This is a genomic window from uncultured Aquimarina sp. (assembly GCF_947492115.1).
Taxonomy (GTDB): Bacteria; Bacteroidota; Bacteroidia; order Flavobacteriales; family Flavobacteriaceae; genus Aquimarina.
Map to the genome: position 1 here is coordinate 1 of NZ_CANLMM010000004.1, position 16366 is coordinate 16366.

At 33.1% G+C, this 16366-nt stretch carries 16 protein-coding genes and 1 pseudogene; 6 read left to right on the forward strand and 11 right to left on the reverse strand.

Annotated features, from left to right (window positions below; genetic code table 11):
- A pseudogene (locus tag Q1A73_RS13245) lies at positions 1 to 1357 on the reverse strand (hypothetical protein); the annotation flags it as partial.
- A gap of 422 nt (positions 1358 to 1779) precedes the next feature.
- Between Q1A73_RS13245 and Q1A73_RS13250 the strand changes: the two are divergent.
- From Q1A73_RS13250 to Q1A73_RS13270, 5 genes are all read left to right on the forward strand, one after another.
- Positions 1780 to 2382, forward strand: a complete 603-nt coding sequence (locus Q1A73_RS13250) for a hypothetical protein (RefSeq protein WP_299606387.1) — start codon at positions 1780 to 1782, stop codon at positions 2380 to 2382.
- Positions 2383 to 2526: 144 nt separating this feature from the next.
- On the forward strand, positions 2527 to 4041 hold the full coding sequence (locus Q1A73_RS13255) for a lipase (protein WP_299606390.1): 1515 nt from the start codon (positions 2527 to 2529) through the stop codon (positions 4039 to 4041).
- Positions 4028 to 5308, forward strand: a complete 1281-nt coding sequence (locus tag Q1A73_RS13260; protein ID WP_299606392.1) for a GDSL-type esterase/lipase family protein — start codon at positions 4028 to 4030, stop codon at positions 5306 to 5308. The genes Q1A73_RS13255 and Q1A73_RS13260 overlap by 14 nt, the downstream gene beginning before the upstream one ends.
- Complete coding sequence (locus Q1A73_RS13265; RefSeq protein ID WP_299606395.1) at positions 5301 to 6959, forward strand: MBOAT family O-acyltransferase; 1659 nt, start codon at positions 5301 to 5303, stop codon at positions 6957 to 6959. Before Q1A73_RS13260 ends, Q1A73_RS13265 begins: the two co-directional genes overlap by 8 nt.
- A 73-nt stretch (positions 6960 to 7032) precedes the next feature.
- Entirely contained in the window at positions 7033 to 7686 is a 654-nt protein-coding gene (locus Q1A73_RS13270) for a uracil-DNA glycosylase family protein (protein WP_299606398.1), read from the forward strand.
- A gap of 12 nt (positions 7687 to 7698) precedes the next feature.
- Here Q1A73_RS13270 and Q1A73_RS13275 read toward each other — a convergent pair whose 3' ends face one another.
- Entirely contained in the window at positions 7699 to 8280 is a 582-nt protein-coding gene (locus Q1A73_RS13275; protein WP_299606401.1) for a DUF1287 domain-containing protein, read from the reverse strand.
- 214 nt (positions 8281 to 8494) lie between these two features.
- On the opposite strand from Q1A73_RS13275, the gene Q1A73_RS13280 reads away from it, so the two are divergent.
- On the forward strand, positions 8495 to 9763 hold the full coding sequence (locus Q1A73_RS13280) for a hypothetical protein (protein WP_299606404.1): 1269 nt from the start codon (positions 8495 to 8497) through the stop codon (positions 9761 to 9763).
- 5 nt (positions 9764 to 9768) lie between these two features.
- Here Q1A73_RS13280 and Q1A73_RS13285 read toward each other — a convergent pair whose 3' ends face one another.
- The 9 genes from Q1A73_RS13285 to Q1A73_RS13325 all read right to left on the reverse strand — a co-directional run bounded on the left by Q1A73_RS13285 (position 9769) and on the right by Q1A73_RS13325 (position 16349).
- Complete coding sequence (locus Q1A73_RS13285; RefSeq protein ID WP_299606406.1) at positions 9769 to 10029, reverse strand: DUF6576 domain-containing protein; 261 nt, start codon at positions 10027 to 10029, stop codon at positions 9769 to 9771.
- Positions 10030 to 10126: 97 nt separating this feature from the next.
- Positions 10127 to 10888, reverse strand: a complete 762-nt coding sequence (gene trpA / locus Q1A73_RS13290) for a tryptophan synthase subunit alpha (protein ID WP_299606409.1) — start codon at positions 10886 to 10888, stop codon at positions 10127 to 10129.
- 165 nt (positions 10889 to 11053) lie between these two features.
- Positions 11054 to 11326 (reverse strand): GIY-YIG nuclease family protein, encoded by a 273-nt coding sequence (locus tag Q1A73_RS13295; protein ID WP_299606412.1) that lies wholly within the window; start codon positions 11324 to 11326, stop codon positions 11054 to 11056.
- Positions 11327 to 11488: 162 nt separating this feature from the next.
- Complete coding sequence (trpB, locus tag Q1A73_RS13300) at positions 11489 to 12670, reverse strand: tryptophan synthase subunit beta (protein ID WP_219010584.1); 1182 nt, start codon at positions 12668 to 12670, stop codon at positions 11489 to 11491.
- A 149-nt stretch (positions 12671 to 12819) separates the two neighbouring features.
- Complete coding sequence (locus tag Q1A73_RS13305) at positions 12820 to 13479, reverse strand: phosphoribosylanthranilate isomerase (RefSeq protein WP_299606423.1); 660 nt, start codon at positions 13477 to 13479, stop codon at positions 12820 to 12822.
- Positions 13476 to 14261 carry an indole-3-glycerol phosphate synthase TrpC gene (gene trpC, locus Q1A73_RS13310; RefSeq protein WP_299606426.1) on the reverse strand — a complete coding sequence of 262 codons (786 nt, stop codon included), beginning with the start codon at positions 14259 to 14261 and terminating at the stop codon, positions 13476 to 13478. Before trpC ends, Q1A73_RS13305 begins: the two co-directional genes overlap by 4 nt.
- A 92-nt stretch (positions 14262 to 14353) precedes the next feature.
- Positions 14354 to 14716, reverse strand: a complete 363-nt coding sequence (locus Q1A73_RS13315; protein ID WP_299606429.1) for a four helix bundle protein — start codon at positions 14714 to 14716, stop codon at positions 14354 to 14356.
- A 28-nt stretch (positions 14717 to 14744) separates the two neighbouring features.
- The gene (gene trpD / locus Q1A73_RS13320; protein ID WP_299606432.1) at positions 14745 to 15737 is read right to left on the reverse strand and encodes an anthranilate phosphoribosyltransferase; all 993 of its coding nucleotides are present in this window, start codon (positions 15735 to 15737) and stop codon (positions 14745 to 14747) included.
- Positions 15738 to 15779: 42 nt separating this feature from the next.
- Complete coding sequence (locus Q1A73_RS13325) at positions 15780 to 16349, reverse strand: aminodeoxychorismate/anthranilate synthase component II (protein WP_299606435.1); 570 nt, start codon at positions 16347 to 16349, stop codon at positions 15780 to 15782.
- Between the last annotated feature and the right edge of the window lie 17 nt (positions 16350 to 16366).

The following is a 16366-nucleotide window of genomic DNA, read 5'->3' on the forward strand; positions in this document are numbered from 1 at the left end:
CATCAGTTACTCCATTTCCAGAATATGTTCCTCCACTCGGAGTTCCACCACCTAATCCTGTTTGTATTCCAGCATCTGCACATAGATCAGCTGGAGCTGTAAAGGATACTGTTGGCAGATCGAAGACTTCTATAGTATCAGAAGCAGTATCGGTACATCCATTTGCATTGGTAAAACTATAGGTAATATTTTGATTTCCTGTACCTGCGGTAGTAGGATTAAAGGAATAAGTAGTTCCATTGCCATCATCAGTTACTCCATTTCCAGAATACGTTCCTCCACTCGGAGTTCCACCACCTAATCCTGTTTGTATTCCAGCATCTACACATAGATCAGCAGGAGCTGTAAAGGATACTATTGGTAATTCAAATACTTCTATAGTATCACTTGCACTAGAACTACAGGTGCCCGAACTGGTATATGTTATTGTATGGGTTCCTGTTCCTGCGGTAGTAGGATTAAAAGAATAAGTAGTTCCATTGCCATCATCAGTTACACCGTTCCCAGAATACGTTCCTCCACTTGGACTGCCGTCACCTAATCCTGTTTGTATTCCAGCATCGATACATAGATCTGCAGGAGCATTAAAAGTAACGACATCGTCTGGAGTAACAACCACGTTAGTATTTCCACAAGCACCTGGTACAACGCATAAACCACCTTCACCTCTTACAAAATAAGTAGTATTTGCAGCGGATGGTGTAACTACAAAAGTTGATGAGGTGGTTGTTCCTATTTCAGTTCCTCCACAAGATCCTGTATAAATATGCCATTCTGTAGCATCATTAAGATTTCCGTTGATTGTTAAAGTGGTGGATTCGCCATTACAAATTGTTGTAGGACTATGGGTTACCATTGGTACATCTGGATCGGTGCAAGGAATAGCAGTAAGATTTACATTAAATAACAGATCAGTTCCCACTTGCGCACTTCCATTTTGATAACGTTGTCCACCAATATAGTCTAAAGCATCATCGTTGTCATAAATTAGATTAATTTCACTAGAAACATCAAAGGTGTAGGATTGTCCTGCGATTAATATTATGTTTAAGGTTGAAAAATCAAATTCAGTAAACGTTATAGGATTTCCGGATGGACTGGTTGATTGGTTGCTAAGTGTTCCTAAGATTGTTCCAGAGTATCCTTCTCCGCTTCTTAGGGTAACCGTGACCAGTGTGCTAAAAGTCGCTACCACTCTAATATTATCAAGAATTCCATTGCAAGTAGGAGTGAAGCTTTGTCCAGAATTACCCGTTGTGGCACCGATAAGTGTCTGGTCTTCATTTTCTATAGTACACTGGCTATGAGCGTTATGTAATATAATCAATAATAAAAAAAAGAATGTGTTTTTTTTCACTTTAAAAATATTTAGGGCATACCTCTTTTAGAGTTGTCAACACCTTGTTTAAAAGTTATTAACAATATAAATTAAGAGCTTTATTCTTTAAAAGTACTTACTGTTATGACTCTGAGGTTTTTAAATGTTTACGGTGTAAATATAGATAATTATTTTTTGTTGATAACTTTGGGTTGTTTAAGCTTCTTTTAGCAAAGTGATTTTTGACATGAAAAAGTTACTTTTAATGTGTCTTAAATTACTTTTTTAAAGCCTCTAAATTTTTAGTTAGAAATAGCTAAGTTTTCTATTTTTGCGACATGCCTTATTTCCTAATTATAGCGTTGCAAGTTTTTTGTATTTATCATGTAATTAAAAATAGACGTGAGTACTATTGGTACTTTTTGATTTTGTTTCTTCCAGTAATTGGTAGCCTCATCTATTTGGTAACTCAAGTATTTAATAAAAGAGATCTTGATAAAGTGCAAAATGAAATTGTAAGTGTCATTAATCCAACAAAAAAAGTTAATGACCATAGAAGGCAAGTAGAGTTTGCTGACACCTTTCAAAATCGAATAAATCTGGCTGATGCTCTATATGAAATAGGTGATTATAAATCTGGTATCGGAGAATATGAAATAGCTTTAAAAGGGAATTATACATCAGATCCTGGAGTAGTTAAAAAGCTATTAGAAGGGTATTATCAAACAAATGAATACCAAAAAGTTATTTTTTGTGCAGAACATATCTCAAAACGATCGGATTTTAAAGGTTCCAGAAGTCAGTTTTTATATGGTTTGGCGCTGGAAGAAGAGGGGAAATCTGAAGAAGCAGAGAAAAACCTGAAACCAATAGATCAACGCTATTCTAATTATGAAGAACGTTATACACTAGCTAAATTCTTTTTAGAAAAAGGAAAAGATGCAGAGGCAAAAGAAATCTTATCTGAAATTATTTTAGAATCTCAACATATGTCAAAACCCAATCGTAATAGATATCGAGGCGTGGTAAATGACGTTAAAAAACTATTGACATCCTTATCCTAGAGTAAATATTTGATCACCTTTTTATTTAATTTAAGTAACTAATAATACCTATAATTCTGATTGGATTCGCATTAACCCTTTATATTCCCTTTGCATTTCGCAAAAACTTTCTATTTTTACAGAAATCAAAGTCCCCCGAGAATCTTGAAAATCAAACCTATTCAAATATCCCTATTCTTAATACTCATATTGGGTGGATTATTTGGACTAATGTTTTTAAGTCAAAAAGGAGGGATCCAAAAAGAACAGATTCAGGAAGATGGATTTTCTTATGAAGGTCTATCTTTAAAATATCCTACTTATAAGACTTTTTTAGCTTTAGAAAAAGATTCCTCGCTCACTAAAGAAGATATACTAAAAGTAACTGAGATTGTTACTCCTGTAGCCGACGAAGGGGATTTAGAAGAAAGTACTTCTCCTGATATGGTTGCTAAAAAGGATAGTATTCAACGTCCTGATTTTTCTAAAATAGATACTACTCAGATTGAACGGATACGTTATCCTGCTAGCAATCCTGATTTTGCTAAAGAATTGCAAGCTAAGCTTTCTTCCCGATCTTGTCGAATTATTCATTATGGAGATTCGCAAATTGAGGGGGATAGGATTACAGGATATATTAGAAATAGATTGCAAGGGATGTATGGTGGTAGCGGACCAGGATTTATTCCTGTGAAACCTGTTTATAATCAAATTGCAGCGATCGTAAAACCAAGTGAGAATTGGTTCAGGTATGCCAGATTTGATCCCACGCAAGAAAAGTTTAAGCATAGAAAGTATGGTGCTTATATGTCGGTTTCGAGATTTACAAAACATCTTAAAACGCCTCCAGATAGCACTGCATTGGATTCTATGCCAATTATAAAAGCATCTGTTGTAATTGGTAAATCTAAGAAAGCTTATGCTAAATTTAGAAGGTTTACGAATATTGGATTACATTATGGAAACTGTAACTATCCAATAAAAATTTCCGTATACAACAACGATAAGCTAATTCAACAAGATAGTTTAAAAGCAGATGGTAAGTATCATAAATATAAAATCAAAACCAATACTACTCCAAGTAATTTAAAAATAGAATTGGAAGGTAAGATAAGTGCAGATTTTTATGGACTTACATTGGACGGAGGCTCAAAAGTGCAAATGGATAATGTGGCTATGCGAGGTTCTTCGGGAACCATTTTTTCTAGTACAAATGCTTCTGCATATGGACAAATGGCAAGAAACTTAAACCCCAAAATCATAATTATGCAGTATGGAGGGAATACAATGCCATATCTTAAAGATTCTATAAAAGTGGATAGCTATGCAAAATCTATGGTAAATCAGATTAATTGGTTAAGACGTAGGACAAAGAATGCAAGTTTTATATTTATTGGGCCTACAGATATGTGCCTTCCTGTTAATGGTAAAATGGAAACTTATCCATTGTTACCTTATCTGAATGAAAAACTCATACAAACTTGTTCGGAGAATAATGTTGCTTATTGGAGTATGTACGATGCAATGGGAGGAAAGGGATCCATGCCTTTTTGGGTAGAAGAGAAGTTAACTGCGAATGATTACATGCATTTTACATGGAAAGGAACTAAAATTATTTCAGAATTATTTTTTACCGCTTTATATCTAGATCTTAAAGAAGAACTGAATGATGAAACATAAAATAGTATGTTTTTATGTGTTTTTGTGTAGTTCCTTAGTCTGGGGACAAGATTACACTTTGGACACCATTCAGAATAAATATTCATTTATCAATTGGAAAGCCAATCAGATTAAGTTTGTAGAAAATGCTCCTTCGTTTGCGAAGCTATTTCGAAAACTTGATACCATTGCCAAAGGAAAAGAAGAAAATGTTCATATTTTTCATATTGGAGGCTCTCATATTCAAGCAGATATTTATTCCAATAGATTAAGGACGTATTTACAGCATATGAGCCCTACTGCCAAAGGACAAAGGGGTTTTATTTTTCCATATAAAATAGCGCGTACGAACAATCCAAGTAACTATAATGTAGAGTATGACGGAAACTGGACTGGATACCGTTGTTCCATCAAAAAAGATAGTGTTGCTTGGGGAATGTCTGGTGTAACAGCAGTTTTCAAAGACTCTGTTGCTAATATTAAAATAAAGGCGAATCACAGAGGGTATGATGCGCAACAATATGATTTTAATAGGATTCGAATCTTTTATGATAACTGGAGTGAAGATTATGAAATTCGATTTAAAGAAGAAGGTTTAATAGCAGACACAAAAGTAAACAAAGAAGCTCATTTTGTAGAATACGTATTGACACAAACGTTAGAAGAATTAGAGTTTTGTGTACAAAGAATAGGAAATCCAGAAAACCCAGAGTTTTTAATGATGGGAATGGAGCTTATGAATGATAATCCTGGAGTACAGTACACTACAATTGGAGTTAATGGTGCTAGTTTTAGCTATTATGATCGCTGTAAGTTCTTTAATGATCAGTTGATGTTGTATACTCCTGATTTATTTATCGTTTCGGTCGGGACCAATGATGCGTATCATCCTGATTTTGATCCAGAAGAGTATACCATGTATTACGAGAATCTTATTTTGAACGTACAAAAAGCCAATCCTGATTGTGCTATTTTGTTAACTGTACCTAATGATTCTTATTACAAAAGGAAATATCCAAATCCTAGAACAAGGGTAATGCAAAAAATTATCTATAAATTGGCCGAGAAACATAAAATGGCCGTTTGGGATTTTTATGAAATAATGGGAGGATTTAATTCTTCCAGAGATTGGTATCAGCATAAACTGATGCCAAAAGACAGAATACATTTTACACAATTGGGATATAGAATTAAAGCAGATTTATTATTACAGGCTATTACGAATTCATGGGAAAAAGAATTACAGTTAGCTCCTAATTCTGTTTTGAATCAAATTATTAATGAATAGATTAATAGACATTTTTTCTTTTTCGGAGGATTTTCCTTTGATATTTACACAAGCAGATTTCTGGATTTTCTTTGCAGTGATCTATTTCCTGTATGCAATTATTTACAGTAAAAAGAATTTACGAAGTGCTTATTTGTTCGCGATTAGCTTACTTTTTTATTACAAAACCAGTGGTTTGTTTATTGGTATTTTGCTTTTTAGTACTGTAAATGATTTCTTTTTAGGGAAGGCTATATATCATAGTAAATCAATTATAGTAAAAAAACTACTGGTTGCATTTAGTGTAATTATTAATCTTAGTACGCTATGTTATTTTAAGTATGCATATTTCTTTACAGAATCCTATAATACTCTTTTTAATACAGATTATGAGGTAATTAATTATTTAGCGCAATTTGCTAATTCATGGGCGAATGCAGATTATTTTACCGTAGATGCTATCATTTTACCAGTAGGAATCTCTTTTTACACCTTTCAAACGATTAGTTACAGTGTAGACATATACAGAAAGCAAATAGAACCTTTGAAATCGATCATTGATTTTGGGTTTTTTGTAAGTTTCTTCCCTCAGTTAGTAGCCGGACCAATCGTTAGAGCTGCAGATTTTGTTCCTCAAATCAGAAAGGAAATTTCAATTACCAAAGAAGAATTTGGTAATGCAACTTTTATGATCCTAAAAGGATTGATTAAAAAGATGTTGTTTGCAGATTTCATCGCTATGAATTTTATGGATCGGGTGTTTGATGTGCCGGATATGTTTTCTGGATTTACAAATATCATGGCAATGATCGGATATTCTTTGCAGATTTATGGAGATTTTTCCGGTTACACAGATATTGCTATCGGATTGGCTCTACTTATGGGGTATAAATTGCCCGTTAATTTTAATTCTCCTTATAAAGCTATTCATTGTGGGGATTTTTGGAGGCGCTGGCATATATCCTTATCAAGTTGGTTAAAAGACTATTTATATATTCCTATAGGAGGAAATCGTAATGGAAGTATTTTTTCTTACGTTTTTATCATTGTATTTACCTTTTTGGGAGCTTTTGCATTTGCGGATTTTGGTGTTGCTATCATTTCCACAGCCTTCATAGGTTTTTTATTAATCATAACGGTGTTTTCTTCTAAAGTAGCATGGCATTTTAATAGGAATGTAAATATCATGATTACAATGTTGGTTGGAGGCCTTTGGCATGGTGCTTCTTGGAAATTTGTTATTTGGGGAGGTCTTAACGGTATTGGGATTGTAACCTATAAATATTGGCGTAAAATTAGCCCTTATGAGAATTCTACAGCTTGGTATGCGTTATTGTGGAGAATTGCATTAACATTCGCATTTATAACTTTTACTAGAATTTACTTTAGAGGAAATAGTATGGATCATATAGATCGTTTCTATCAGGCAGTAATGACCAATATGGATTGGGGGAACGCTCTAACGGTATTATGGGAGTATAGATTGGTTTTTATCGTAATGCTCATAGGATATATTACCCATTGGTTACCCTATAAAACAAAAGATTGGATATTAGAACAGTTTATAAAAAGTAATATTGTTATCAAAGGTCTTATAGCTACAATAGTAGCAATTATATGTTATCAAACTTATGCAGCCGATTTTCAACCATTTATTTATTTTCAGTTCTAATCTTAATTTTAAGATACGATTTAAAAGTTGTCATAAAAGAACTTTATTTCCATCAGTATAAAATTATGTAAGCGTGTTTCATCATATTCATCCATATGAGCCATTTTTCCCTGAAGGTGCTACTAAATTGATAGTAGGGACATTGCCGCCACCGAGATTTACAACAGGAGAATTAAATGAAAGAGATGTTGATTTCTGTTATGGAAGTAGCAATGGATTGTTATGGCCTGTACTAGATAAGATTTTTGATCTAAATTTAAAATTTGAAACGACTCATGAAGCTGCAGAACAGCGCAGAAACTTTTTGAGTTCAAGAGGAATAGGGGTTTGCGATATTGTGGGTAGTTGTGTTCGTGAAAAAGTAGATGCTTCAGATTTAGGAATGAAAAATCCAAAACTGAGAGATATTGTGTCTTATTTAAAACAATATCCCAAAATAGAGATGCTGATATTTACTGGAGGTAATAGTAAAAATGGACCGGAATATTTTTTTAGAAAACATTTGAAAGATTATAATCTTAGATTGGAAGTAGTATCTAACGAAGTTCCCAGAATTCATCAGTTTCAGTTAGACAATCGTTTTATAAAAACAGTTTCATTAACAGCTCCTTCAGGTACTGCAAATCGGGCTATTGGTAGTCTACAACTTTATAAAGATTTAAAAAGTAAAGACCCAAAATTTAATACTATTGATTTTAGGGTAATGCAATATCGTGAGTTCTTTTAGATATTGAGAGTATTATTTTTGATAGCGATAATGACCAATAATAGTATAATCAAATAAACAATCAGCTAGTACTTGTCCACCCCCAATGTTATGTACGATGAGATAACGTTTTTGGTCACTGGATTTTTTATCTACAACCAAGCCGATATGCGTGAGTCCGCCACCTAAACTCCAACAAACGATATCTCCGGGAAGGTAATCCTCGGGCTTATTGGAAATGGATTTTACGGTACCAAATCTGGAAAAAAACTTCATAAGATTAGGAACTCTTCTGTGATCTATGTTTTTATCGGTTTTAGATAATCCCCAGTTTTTAGGATAGCTGCTAAAATTTGATTTCATATCCTCGTGTACCTCTTTTTGCAAGTCGATTCCTAGTTTGCGATAAGCTCTTATAACTACATCGGTGCATACGCCTTTATCACTAGGTACGTCACCATTAGGATAGGAAATGGAGAAATAAGAAGGGTCGTACGTAACCTTTTGTTCTGTTAATGTTAAGGTAGCATCAGATAACTTTTTGTAAAAATCTTCTTGGCCGGTTATAATATTACATAACGTACAAGTGATTAAGAATAGAATAAGTTTATGCATGAAATATTATTTTGACTTTATTAACGTTATTAATGTTTTATTATTAAGAAAAATCTTGCATTATAAAAGATTAATTCTTTTTTTTGAGGCCAGATTAAAAATAAATGAATTGTTTCAAAATACAAACAAGTATTTATTTTCGTCCCCCTAGTCTGCATCTGAAATAATACCTCTTAGCGAAGGTGACTAAAAGTAGTTACTAGGATATTTCGTTATGAGAATTCATCATTTATTTGTTTTTATATTTCTGCTAGCAGGCTATTCCTATGGCCAACAGCTTGACATAGATTTTTCTAGAAATGGTTTGTTAGTATTTAAAGAACTTGGATCAGAATCATCTCATATCATTGATTTCGATGTTGTTGCCGAAAGCAAGATTAATGTCTTATACGAGGCAGACTCCAAAAAGCATTTGGTACGTTTATATAAAAACGGTAAGAAGGATACTGATTTTTCAGCTAGAACAGGTAGTTTTAATAATGAGTATACAATACCTGTAGCAATTGATTCTAAAGAAGACGGAAGTGTATTGGTGCTATCTAATTTTTGGAATGGACATAGCTGGATGGTTTCCGTAAATGAATTTTATGAAGATGGTATGATGAATATTGGTTTCGGTAGTAGCGGATTCTACAAAAAGAATATTATGGATAATTTTGATGATAATTATGGTCAATATATCCATGCTTCTTCTACAGACGAAATAATCGTTGTGGCCAAGGTGCAGCATTTTAACGTTAATAGTGCTGCTAAAAAAGAAAAGATTGGGATTCTTAAGCTTTCGGGTGTTGGAGAGACACTATCAGCTGGCTTATATGACGATCATGATTTTACACTCAATTGTTCTGCAATGGATAATGATCAGTTGTTATTAGCGTATTCTGAATCTATAGATGGAGGACAAGAGCAAGCTACCTATTTGGCAAGTTTGGATAGTGATCAGATGGCTTATAATAAGTTGGATTGTATTACTATAGAAGAGAATTATCAATCCTTTGATCAGATTATATTGTGTAATGAAAAGCTATACACCTCTCAAATGGAAGATGATTCTGAAGGTGTTTATCATATTCGTAAATATGATGTTGATGGTACACCTGATACCTCATTTTATGACAGTGGAAAAATGAGCTATAGTGCTGATATTTATAACACTAATTTTGTTGTAAATAAAAAAGGGGAAGTGTTTATTATTTCTACAAGTTTGGATAATGAACTTGAAATACTGATCAAAAAATTATTAGATACCGGTGAAGTAGATCCTAGCTATGGTATAAATGGTGAAACTTCGATTTATCTTAAGTATCCTATTCTCGATTTAGGAAAGATGCATTTAGATAATAAAGATGAATTGTATATCTCTGGTTCTATGCGAATCGATGGAGGCTCTTATGGTTTTATATCAAAACTCAAACTTAATATTCAGCAATTAAAAAGAGAAAAATTAGAAAAATTCTTAGACAACTTATTCAAAAAAGAATAGTAAAATTATTTAGATAGCTCTTCTAATCGTTCTCTTTCTGTTTTACTTAGTTTATCAATACCTTGATCATTTATTTTTTCTAATAAATCGTTGAGCTCCTTTTCCTTTTCAACTTTACTAACGTTATATCGATCATCTACATCTAATAAGCCTTCTGGTTTTTTCTGAATATCTTTTTTAAATTCTAAAAACCCTGGTTTGAACCATTTAATGAATATGAAAATCAAAATAATTGCGATTATTAGTGGTATAGATATAAAACTCATCAGTTATGATGTTGTTATAAAAGTTCTTGGATTTGTCTCAATGTATTTAGAATTAAAAATATAGAAAAATATAGTATGTTATAAGTTTTGTACCATATTATCGTATTTGCTTAATAAAATCTTCCACCGCATCAGCGCCATTTTGGGTTAGATGTTTAATAAAAGCAGATCCAATAATGGCACCTTTTGCTGTTTTAGTAGCTTGTAAAAAGGTTTCGTTATTACTAATTCCAAATCCTACTATTTGCGGATTTTTTAATTGAAGCCCTTCTATTCTTTCAAAATATTCTTGTTGTACATTACCAAAAGTGTTTTTTGCACCTGTAGTACTTGCAGAACTTACCATATAAATAAACCCATTAGAAACACTATCTATAAAACGAATACGTTCTTCAGAAGTTTGTGGAGTAATAAGAAATACATTGATTAATCCATATTTTTCAAAGATTTCTTGATATTGTTCATGGTACTCAGCAACAGGTAAATCTGGAATGATTAAACCATCAATTCCTATTTCCTGGCATTTTGCGCAGAATGCCTCTACACCATATTGCATCATTGGATTAAAATATCCCATGATGATTAACGGAATGGAAACAGTTTCTCGAATATCTTCTAACTGTTCGAAAAGTAATTTGGTGGTCATTCCATTTTTTAAAGCAGCTGTAGAGCTTTCTTGGATGGTTGGACCGTCTGCTAAAGGATCACTAAACGGCAATCCAATTTCAATCATATCTACACCACTTTTTTCTAAATCTTGAATGATTTTTTTTGTGTCATGTAACGATGGGTATCCTGCAGTAAAGTATATAGATAATAGCTTTTTGTCTTGTGCTAAAGCTGTGTTTATTCTGTTCATGTTTTTTAATATTGAGTATTTAGTATAAAGTGTTGAGTAAAAATGACTTTGATATTAAATACAAGCTGTTAATTTTCTTAGATGGTTTATCTTTATTTTGTCATCCCAGCGTAGGCTGGGATCTATTCTGTATATTTAATTATACCAATCGGAAGCCAAATCATTTCAAGAAAGATTGTCTTCTTCTATAAGATTAATTTTCCATTGTCTTTTCCAAGTTTTTAATCTTTTTTCTCTTATAATAGCGTTATTTACATACTGATGAGTTTCAAAGTAAACCGATGTATTCAGATTATACTTTTTTGTAAAGCCGTCAATCAATTTGTTTTTATGCTCAAAAACTCTTCTTTCAAGATTGTTAGTCATCCCTATATAAAGTGTTCCGTTTTTCTTGTTTGAAAGAATATATACAGCATATTGATGTTCTGGTTTTAGCATTTTGTTTTATTATGGATTCCAGCCTACGCTGGAATGATAATTTCTTAATTTTCTTATATAGTTATATTATTTTATTGAGTATTAAACTATAAAATATGGAAGAAACGAAGTATTCCAGACATTAGAATTTTCACACTAACGACTAAATACTCATTGCTAATTTTACAATTTAAAATAATCGATATACGTATTTAGATCTTTATCACCTCTTCCGGATAAACTAATCACTACAATATCGTCTGGTTTGAATTTTTTATCATTAAAAATTGCTAAGGCATGTGATGTCTCGATAGCTGGAATGATTCCTTCCAACTGAGATAATTCTAAACCAGCGGTCATTGCATCATCATCAGTTACCGAAAAGAACTCTCCACGTCCTGATTTGTACAAATGAGAATGTAACGGTCCAACACCTGGATAATCCAATCCTGCAGAAATAGAATAAGGTTCGGTGATTTGTCCATCAGGAGTTTGCATCAATAAGGTTTTACACCCATGAATAATCCCTTCTTTACCTAACTGCGAAGTTGCAGCACTTTCACCACTGTTCACTCCTTTTCCGGCGGCTTCTACCGCTATGATACCAACACTAGGTTCGTCTAGGAAATGATAGTAGGTTCCAGCAGCATTACTTCCTCCACCGATACAGGCTACAACATAATCCGGATTTTCTCTACCTTCTTTTTCTTTTAATTGCCATTTGATTTCTTCAGAAATAATAGATTGAAAACGAGTTACCATATCAGGGTAAGGATGAGGTCCAATAGCAGAACCAATAATATAATGTGTATCTACTGGATTATTAATCCAATCTCTAATAGCTTCATTAGTAGCGTCTTTTAAGGTTTTACTTCCAGATTTTGCTGGTCGTACTTCTGCACCTAACATTTTCATACGTGCTACATTCGGAGCTTGACGTTTGATGTCAATTTCTCCCATATATACGATACACTCAATTCCCATTAACGCACAAACGGTTGCTGTAGCCACACCATGTTGTCCCGCTCCTGTTTCTGCAATGATTCTGTTTTTACCTAATTTTTTGGCGACAAGGATCTGACCAATCGTATTATTTACTTTATGCGCTCCTGTGTGATTCAAATCTTCGCGTTTAAGGTACACTTTGGTATTATGTTTTTCCGAAAGTCGTTTCGCATAATACAAAGGTGATGGTCTACCCACATAATCGCGTAATAGCTGATCAAACTCTTCTTTAAAAGAAGGTTCGTTCATAATGTCTAAATACGTAGATCGTAATTCTTCTACATTTGGATATAGCATTTCTGGGATGTATGCTCCACCAAAATCTCCGTAATATCCTTTTTCATTTACTTGATAGCTCATTTTATTTTTGTTTTTATGTTTTGGGCGTGACCTTCGCTCTTCTCAGGTCGGGCTATCCGTTGCAATTCCTCGTTTTATTTTTCCCTGTTTATACTTCGACAAGCTCAGTATGACAATCAGAGCAAAACAAATCTCCGGGATTTACACTGCTATCCCTCACGCATTCTATTTAATTCTTCTTTAAAAATCTTTAATTCCTCAATATTTTTTAATCCTGGTGCTGTTTCAAATTTACTATTTACATCAATGGCATAAATAGGTAAATCTGTTTTTAGAATTTCTTTTACTTTTTCAATCTCATCTAATCCAATACCACCACTTAAAATAAAAGGTGTTTCGGATGGGTAGTTGTTTAAAACACTCCAATCAAATGTGTATCCATTGCCTCCTTTTTCTTTTCCTTTGGTGTCAAAAAGAAAATAATCTACAATACCTTCATAAGGTTCTAGTATTTCAAAATCAAATTGATCTTTGATTGAGAAAACTTTCCATATTTCAATAGATTCAGTACTTTCTGTTTCAGAAAAACACTCCAACTCAGATTGTAAATCTCTACAATATTGCGAAGATTCGTTTCCGTGCAATTGAATTACCTTAAAATTGTGTTTTTTTACTTTCTCAATTACAAAATCTATGGAAGCATCTACAAAAACTCCTGTTTTTTTTATTTCATCAGGTAACTTTGGAATGTCTCCATCAAAATTTCTGGGTGATTTTTCATAGAAAATAAAGCCCAAATAGTCCGGCTGTAATTCAGCGACTGCTTGCATATTTTCCTGATATTTCATTCCACAGACTTTTAGCTTCATGATTGCAATGCTTTTAAGAATTCTATAGCACTCTGACCTGGATTTTCTGTTTTCATAAAGTTTTCACCAATTAGAAAACCTTTGTAATCATATTGCTGTAAATCTTTGATAGCTTCGATACTACTAATACCACTTTCTGAAACTTTTACAAAGTCATCAGGAATATGTTTGCTAAGTTCTTTGCTTACATCCGTACTAACTTCAAAAGTTTTAAGGTTACGATTATTAACCCCAAGCATATCTAGAGAAGGCATGATAGATTTTTCTAATTCTTCTAAATTATGCACTTCTAATAATACATCTAGTGATAATTTTTTAGCAAATTCAGAAAGTGATTTTATTTCATCTCTCGATAGTACTGCAGCGATTAATAAGATAACATCTGCGCCATATGCTTTGGCTTCTAGTAACTGATATTCATCAATAATAAATTCTTTACGTAATAAAGGCATCGATGCGGACGCTCTTGCAAGTACTAAATCATCCAAAGATCCTCCAAAATATTTTCCATCCGTAAGTACTGACATTCCACACACACCAGCGGTTTCATATCCAATAGCTACGTCTTGTACACTAACCTTTTGATTAATGACGGCTTTTGAAGGCGATCTACGTTTATGTTCTGCAATAATTCCAGTATCACTGTTGAGTAGAGCCTCAGCAAGCGAGTTTCCTTGTCTATTAAATAATACTGAATTTTCTAGTTGTTGAACTGGTATGATACTTTTTCTAAGTTCAACTTCTTTGTATTTATCGGCAACTATTTTGTCTAGTATGTTCATTGTGTTGTTGATAGTTGATCGTTTTTGGTTAATAGTTTTTTGTTGACGGTTGACAGTTAATTGTTACTGGTTAATAGTTATCGATTGATAGTTCATTTATTTTTTAAAGTTTCATAATAGTTAATAAAACCATTTAATAATTTTTTGCAACTTATGATTTGATCCAATATTTCCTGATGTGATTTTTCAGTACAATACTCTTGATCTAATGCAAGATATAACTGTGTTTCTAATTCATATAATGATCCTCTTGAAATATGAAAAAAATGAATACTATCTTTTGGAGTTTTTCTTCCACAACCTTCTGCTATATTTGAAGGTATCGAAATTGCACATCTTCTCATTTGATTAGTTAGACCATAAGTCTCATCTTTTGGGAATAGTTTGGTCATTTTATAAATAGTATTCACTAATAGTCTAGTTTCTTTCCACACTTTTAATTCTGTATATTCCATTTATAAACTATCAACTATTAACCAATAACTAACAACTTAACTCCTGTACTTTTTTTAAGGCTGTTAATCCTTTTCCTGATAGCAACGATTCTTTTGCTTTTTCGAAGCCTTCTTTAGGTTGTAATCCTTCCACAGTGGCGATTGCCATACCCGCATTGGCACAAACTACATCATTCTGTGCTTGGGTACCCTTACCACTCAGGATATTCATGAAAATAGTAGCAGATTCTTCTACGGAATCACCACCAACAATATCTTCCATTTGTAAAGCTTGTACCCCGAAATCTTCTGGAGTAAGCATTCCTTCGGTATTATTAGATATGGTTTTAGTACTTCCAGTAAGTGAAATTTCGTCATATCCATCTAATGCATGAATAATGGTAAAGTTTTTATCGGTATTTTGATATAGATATCCGTACATTCTTGCCAGTTCAAGGTTAAAAACTCCAACGATTTGATTTTTTGGAAATGCTGGATTTACCATTGGTCCTAACATATTAAAGAACGTTTTTACTCCCAATTCTCTTCGTATCGGAGCTACATTCTTCATGGCGGGATGAAATAGGGGAGCGTGTAGTACACAAATTCCAGCTTCATCGATACTTCTTTTCAAAAAGTCTTTGTCATTACTAAACTTAATTCCTAGATGTTCCATCACATTGGAGCTACCACATTTTGAAGAAACTCCATAATTACCATGTTTAGTTACTTTTATTCCAGCTCCTGCAGAAACAAAAGAGGAGAGTGTAGAAATGTTAAAAGTATCTTTTCCATCTCCTCCAGTACCACATAAATCTATAGGATTATATTCGCTAAGATCTACTGCGATACATAGTTCTAATAGTGCATCTCTAAAACCTTCTAATTCTTCAACAGTAATGCTACGCATCATATACACAGTAAGGAAAGATGCAATTTGACTTTGATTATAAGCTCCTTGAGAGATATTCACAAGTACTTGTTTTGCCTCTTCTTTAGAGATTGTTTCGTGATTGATTAATCTATTTAGTAATGCTTTCATTGTGTGTTTTGATTTTGTACTTCTTTTTGTGTGTGTCAGATACTAATTATTAATCCAATTTTCTAACATCTTTTTTCCATCGGGAGTAAGCACTGATTCTGGATGAAATTGAACACCTCTAACGTCTAATTCTTTATGTCGGATAGACATAATTTGCCCATTCTCGTCAAACGAAGTAGCTTCTAGGCAAGAAGGTAGGTCTTCATCTGATACCACCCAAGAATGATATCTACCAACATCAAAAGAGTCATTGAGTCCTTCAAAAATCACTTCGTCAGATACAGTAAGTTTTACTTTTGTAGCAACGCCATGATATACATCATCGAGATTAATAAGACTTCCTCCAAAAACTTCTCCAATTGCTTGTTGCCCGAGACATACTCCAAAAATACTTTTGGAATCCGCGTAGGTTTTAATGATGTCCTTTAGCAACCCAGCTTCATCTGGAATACCAGGACCTGGAGAAAGTAATATTTTATCATAAGCAGCTACTTCCTCGATATGTAGTTGGTCATTTCGTTTTACTATCACCTCGCAACCTAGATCCTCTAAATAATGAACTAGGTTATACACGAATGAATCGTAGTTATCTATTACTAATACTTTTTTCATTTTTTTAGTTAGAGTTT

Excerpts from the sequence above, each read along its gene's own strand:
- Q1A73_RS13260 (WP_299606392.1), top strand. The coding sequence starts at position 4,028 with ATGATGAAACATAAAATAGTATGTTTTTATGTGTTTTTGTGTAGTTCC.
- Q1A73_RS13265 (WP_299606395.1), top strand. The coding sequence starts at position 5,301 with ATGAATAGATTAATAGACATTTTTTCTTTTTCGGAGGATTTTCCTTTG.
- Q1A73_RS13275 (WP_299606401.1), bottom strand. The coding sequence starts at position 8,280 with ATGCATAAACTTATTCTATTCTTAATCACTTGTACGTTATGTAATATT.
- Q1A73_RS13280 (WP_299606404.1), top strand. The coding sequence starts at position 8,495 with ATGAGAATTCATCATTTATTTGTTTTTATATTTCTGCTAGCAGGCTAT.
- Q1A73_RS13285 (WP_299606406.1), bottom strand. The coding sequence starts at position 10,029 with ATGAGTTTTATATCTATACCACTAATAATCGCAATTATTTTGATTTTC.
- trpA (WP_299606409.1), bottom strand. The coding sequence starts at position 10,888 with ATGAACAGAATAAACACAGCTTTAGCACAAGACAAAAAGCTATTATCT.
- Q1A73_RS13295 (WP_299606412.1), bottom strand. The coding sequence starts at position 11,326 with ATGCTAAAACCAGAACATCAATATGCTGTATATATTCTTTCAAACAAG.
- trpB (WP_219010584.1), bottom strand. The coding sequence starts at position 12,670 with ATGAGCTATCAAGTAAATGAAAAAGGATATTACGGAGATTTTGGTGGA.
- Q1A73_RS13305 (WP_299606423.1), bottom strand. The coding sequence starts at position 13,479 with ATGAAGCTAAAAGTCTGTGGAATGAAATATCAGGAAAATATGCAAGCA.
- trpC (WP_299606426.1), bottom strand. The coding sequence starts at position 14,261 with ATGAACATACTAGACAAAATAGTTGCCGATAAATACAAAGAAGTTGAA.
- Q1A73_RS13315 (WP_299606429.1), bottom strand. The coding sequence starts at position 14,716 with ATGGAATATACAGAATTAAAAGTGTGGAAAGAAACTAGACTATTAGTG.
- trpD (WP_299606432.1), bottom strand. The coding sequence starts at position 15,737 with ATGAAAGCATTACTAAATAGATTAATCAATCACGAAACAATCTCTAAA.
- Q1A73_RS13325 (WP_299606435.1), bottom strand. The coding sequence starts at position 16,349 with ATGAAAAAAGTATTAGTAATAGATAACTACGATTCATTCGTGTATAAC.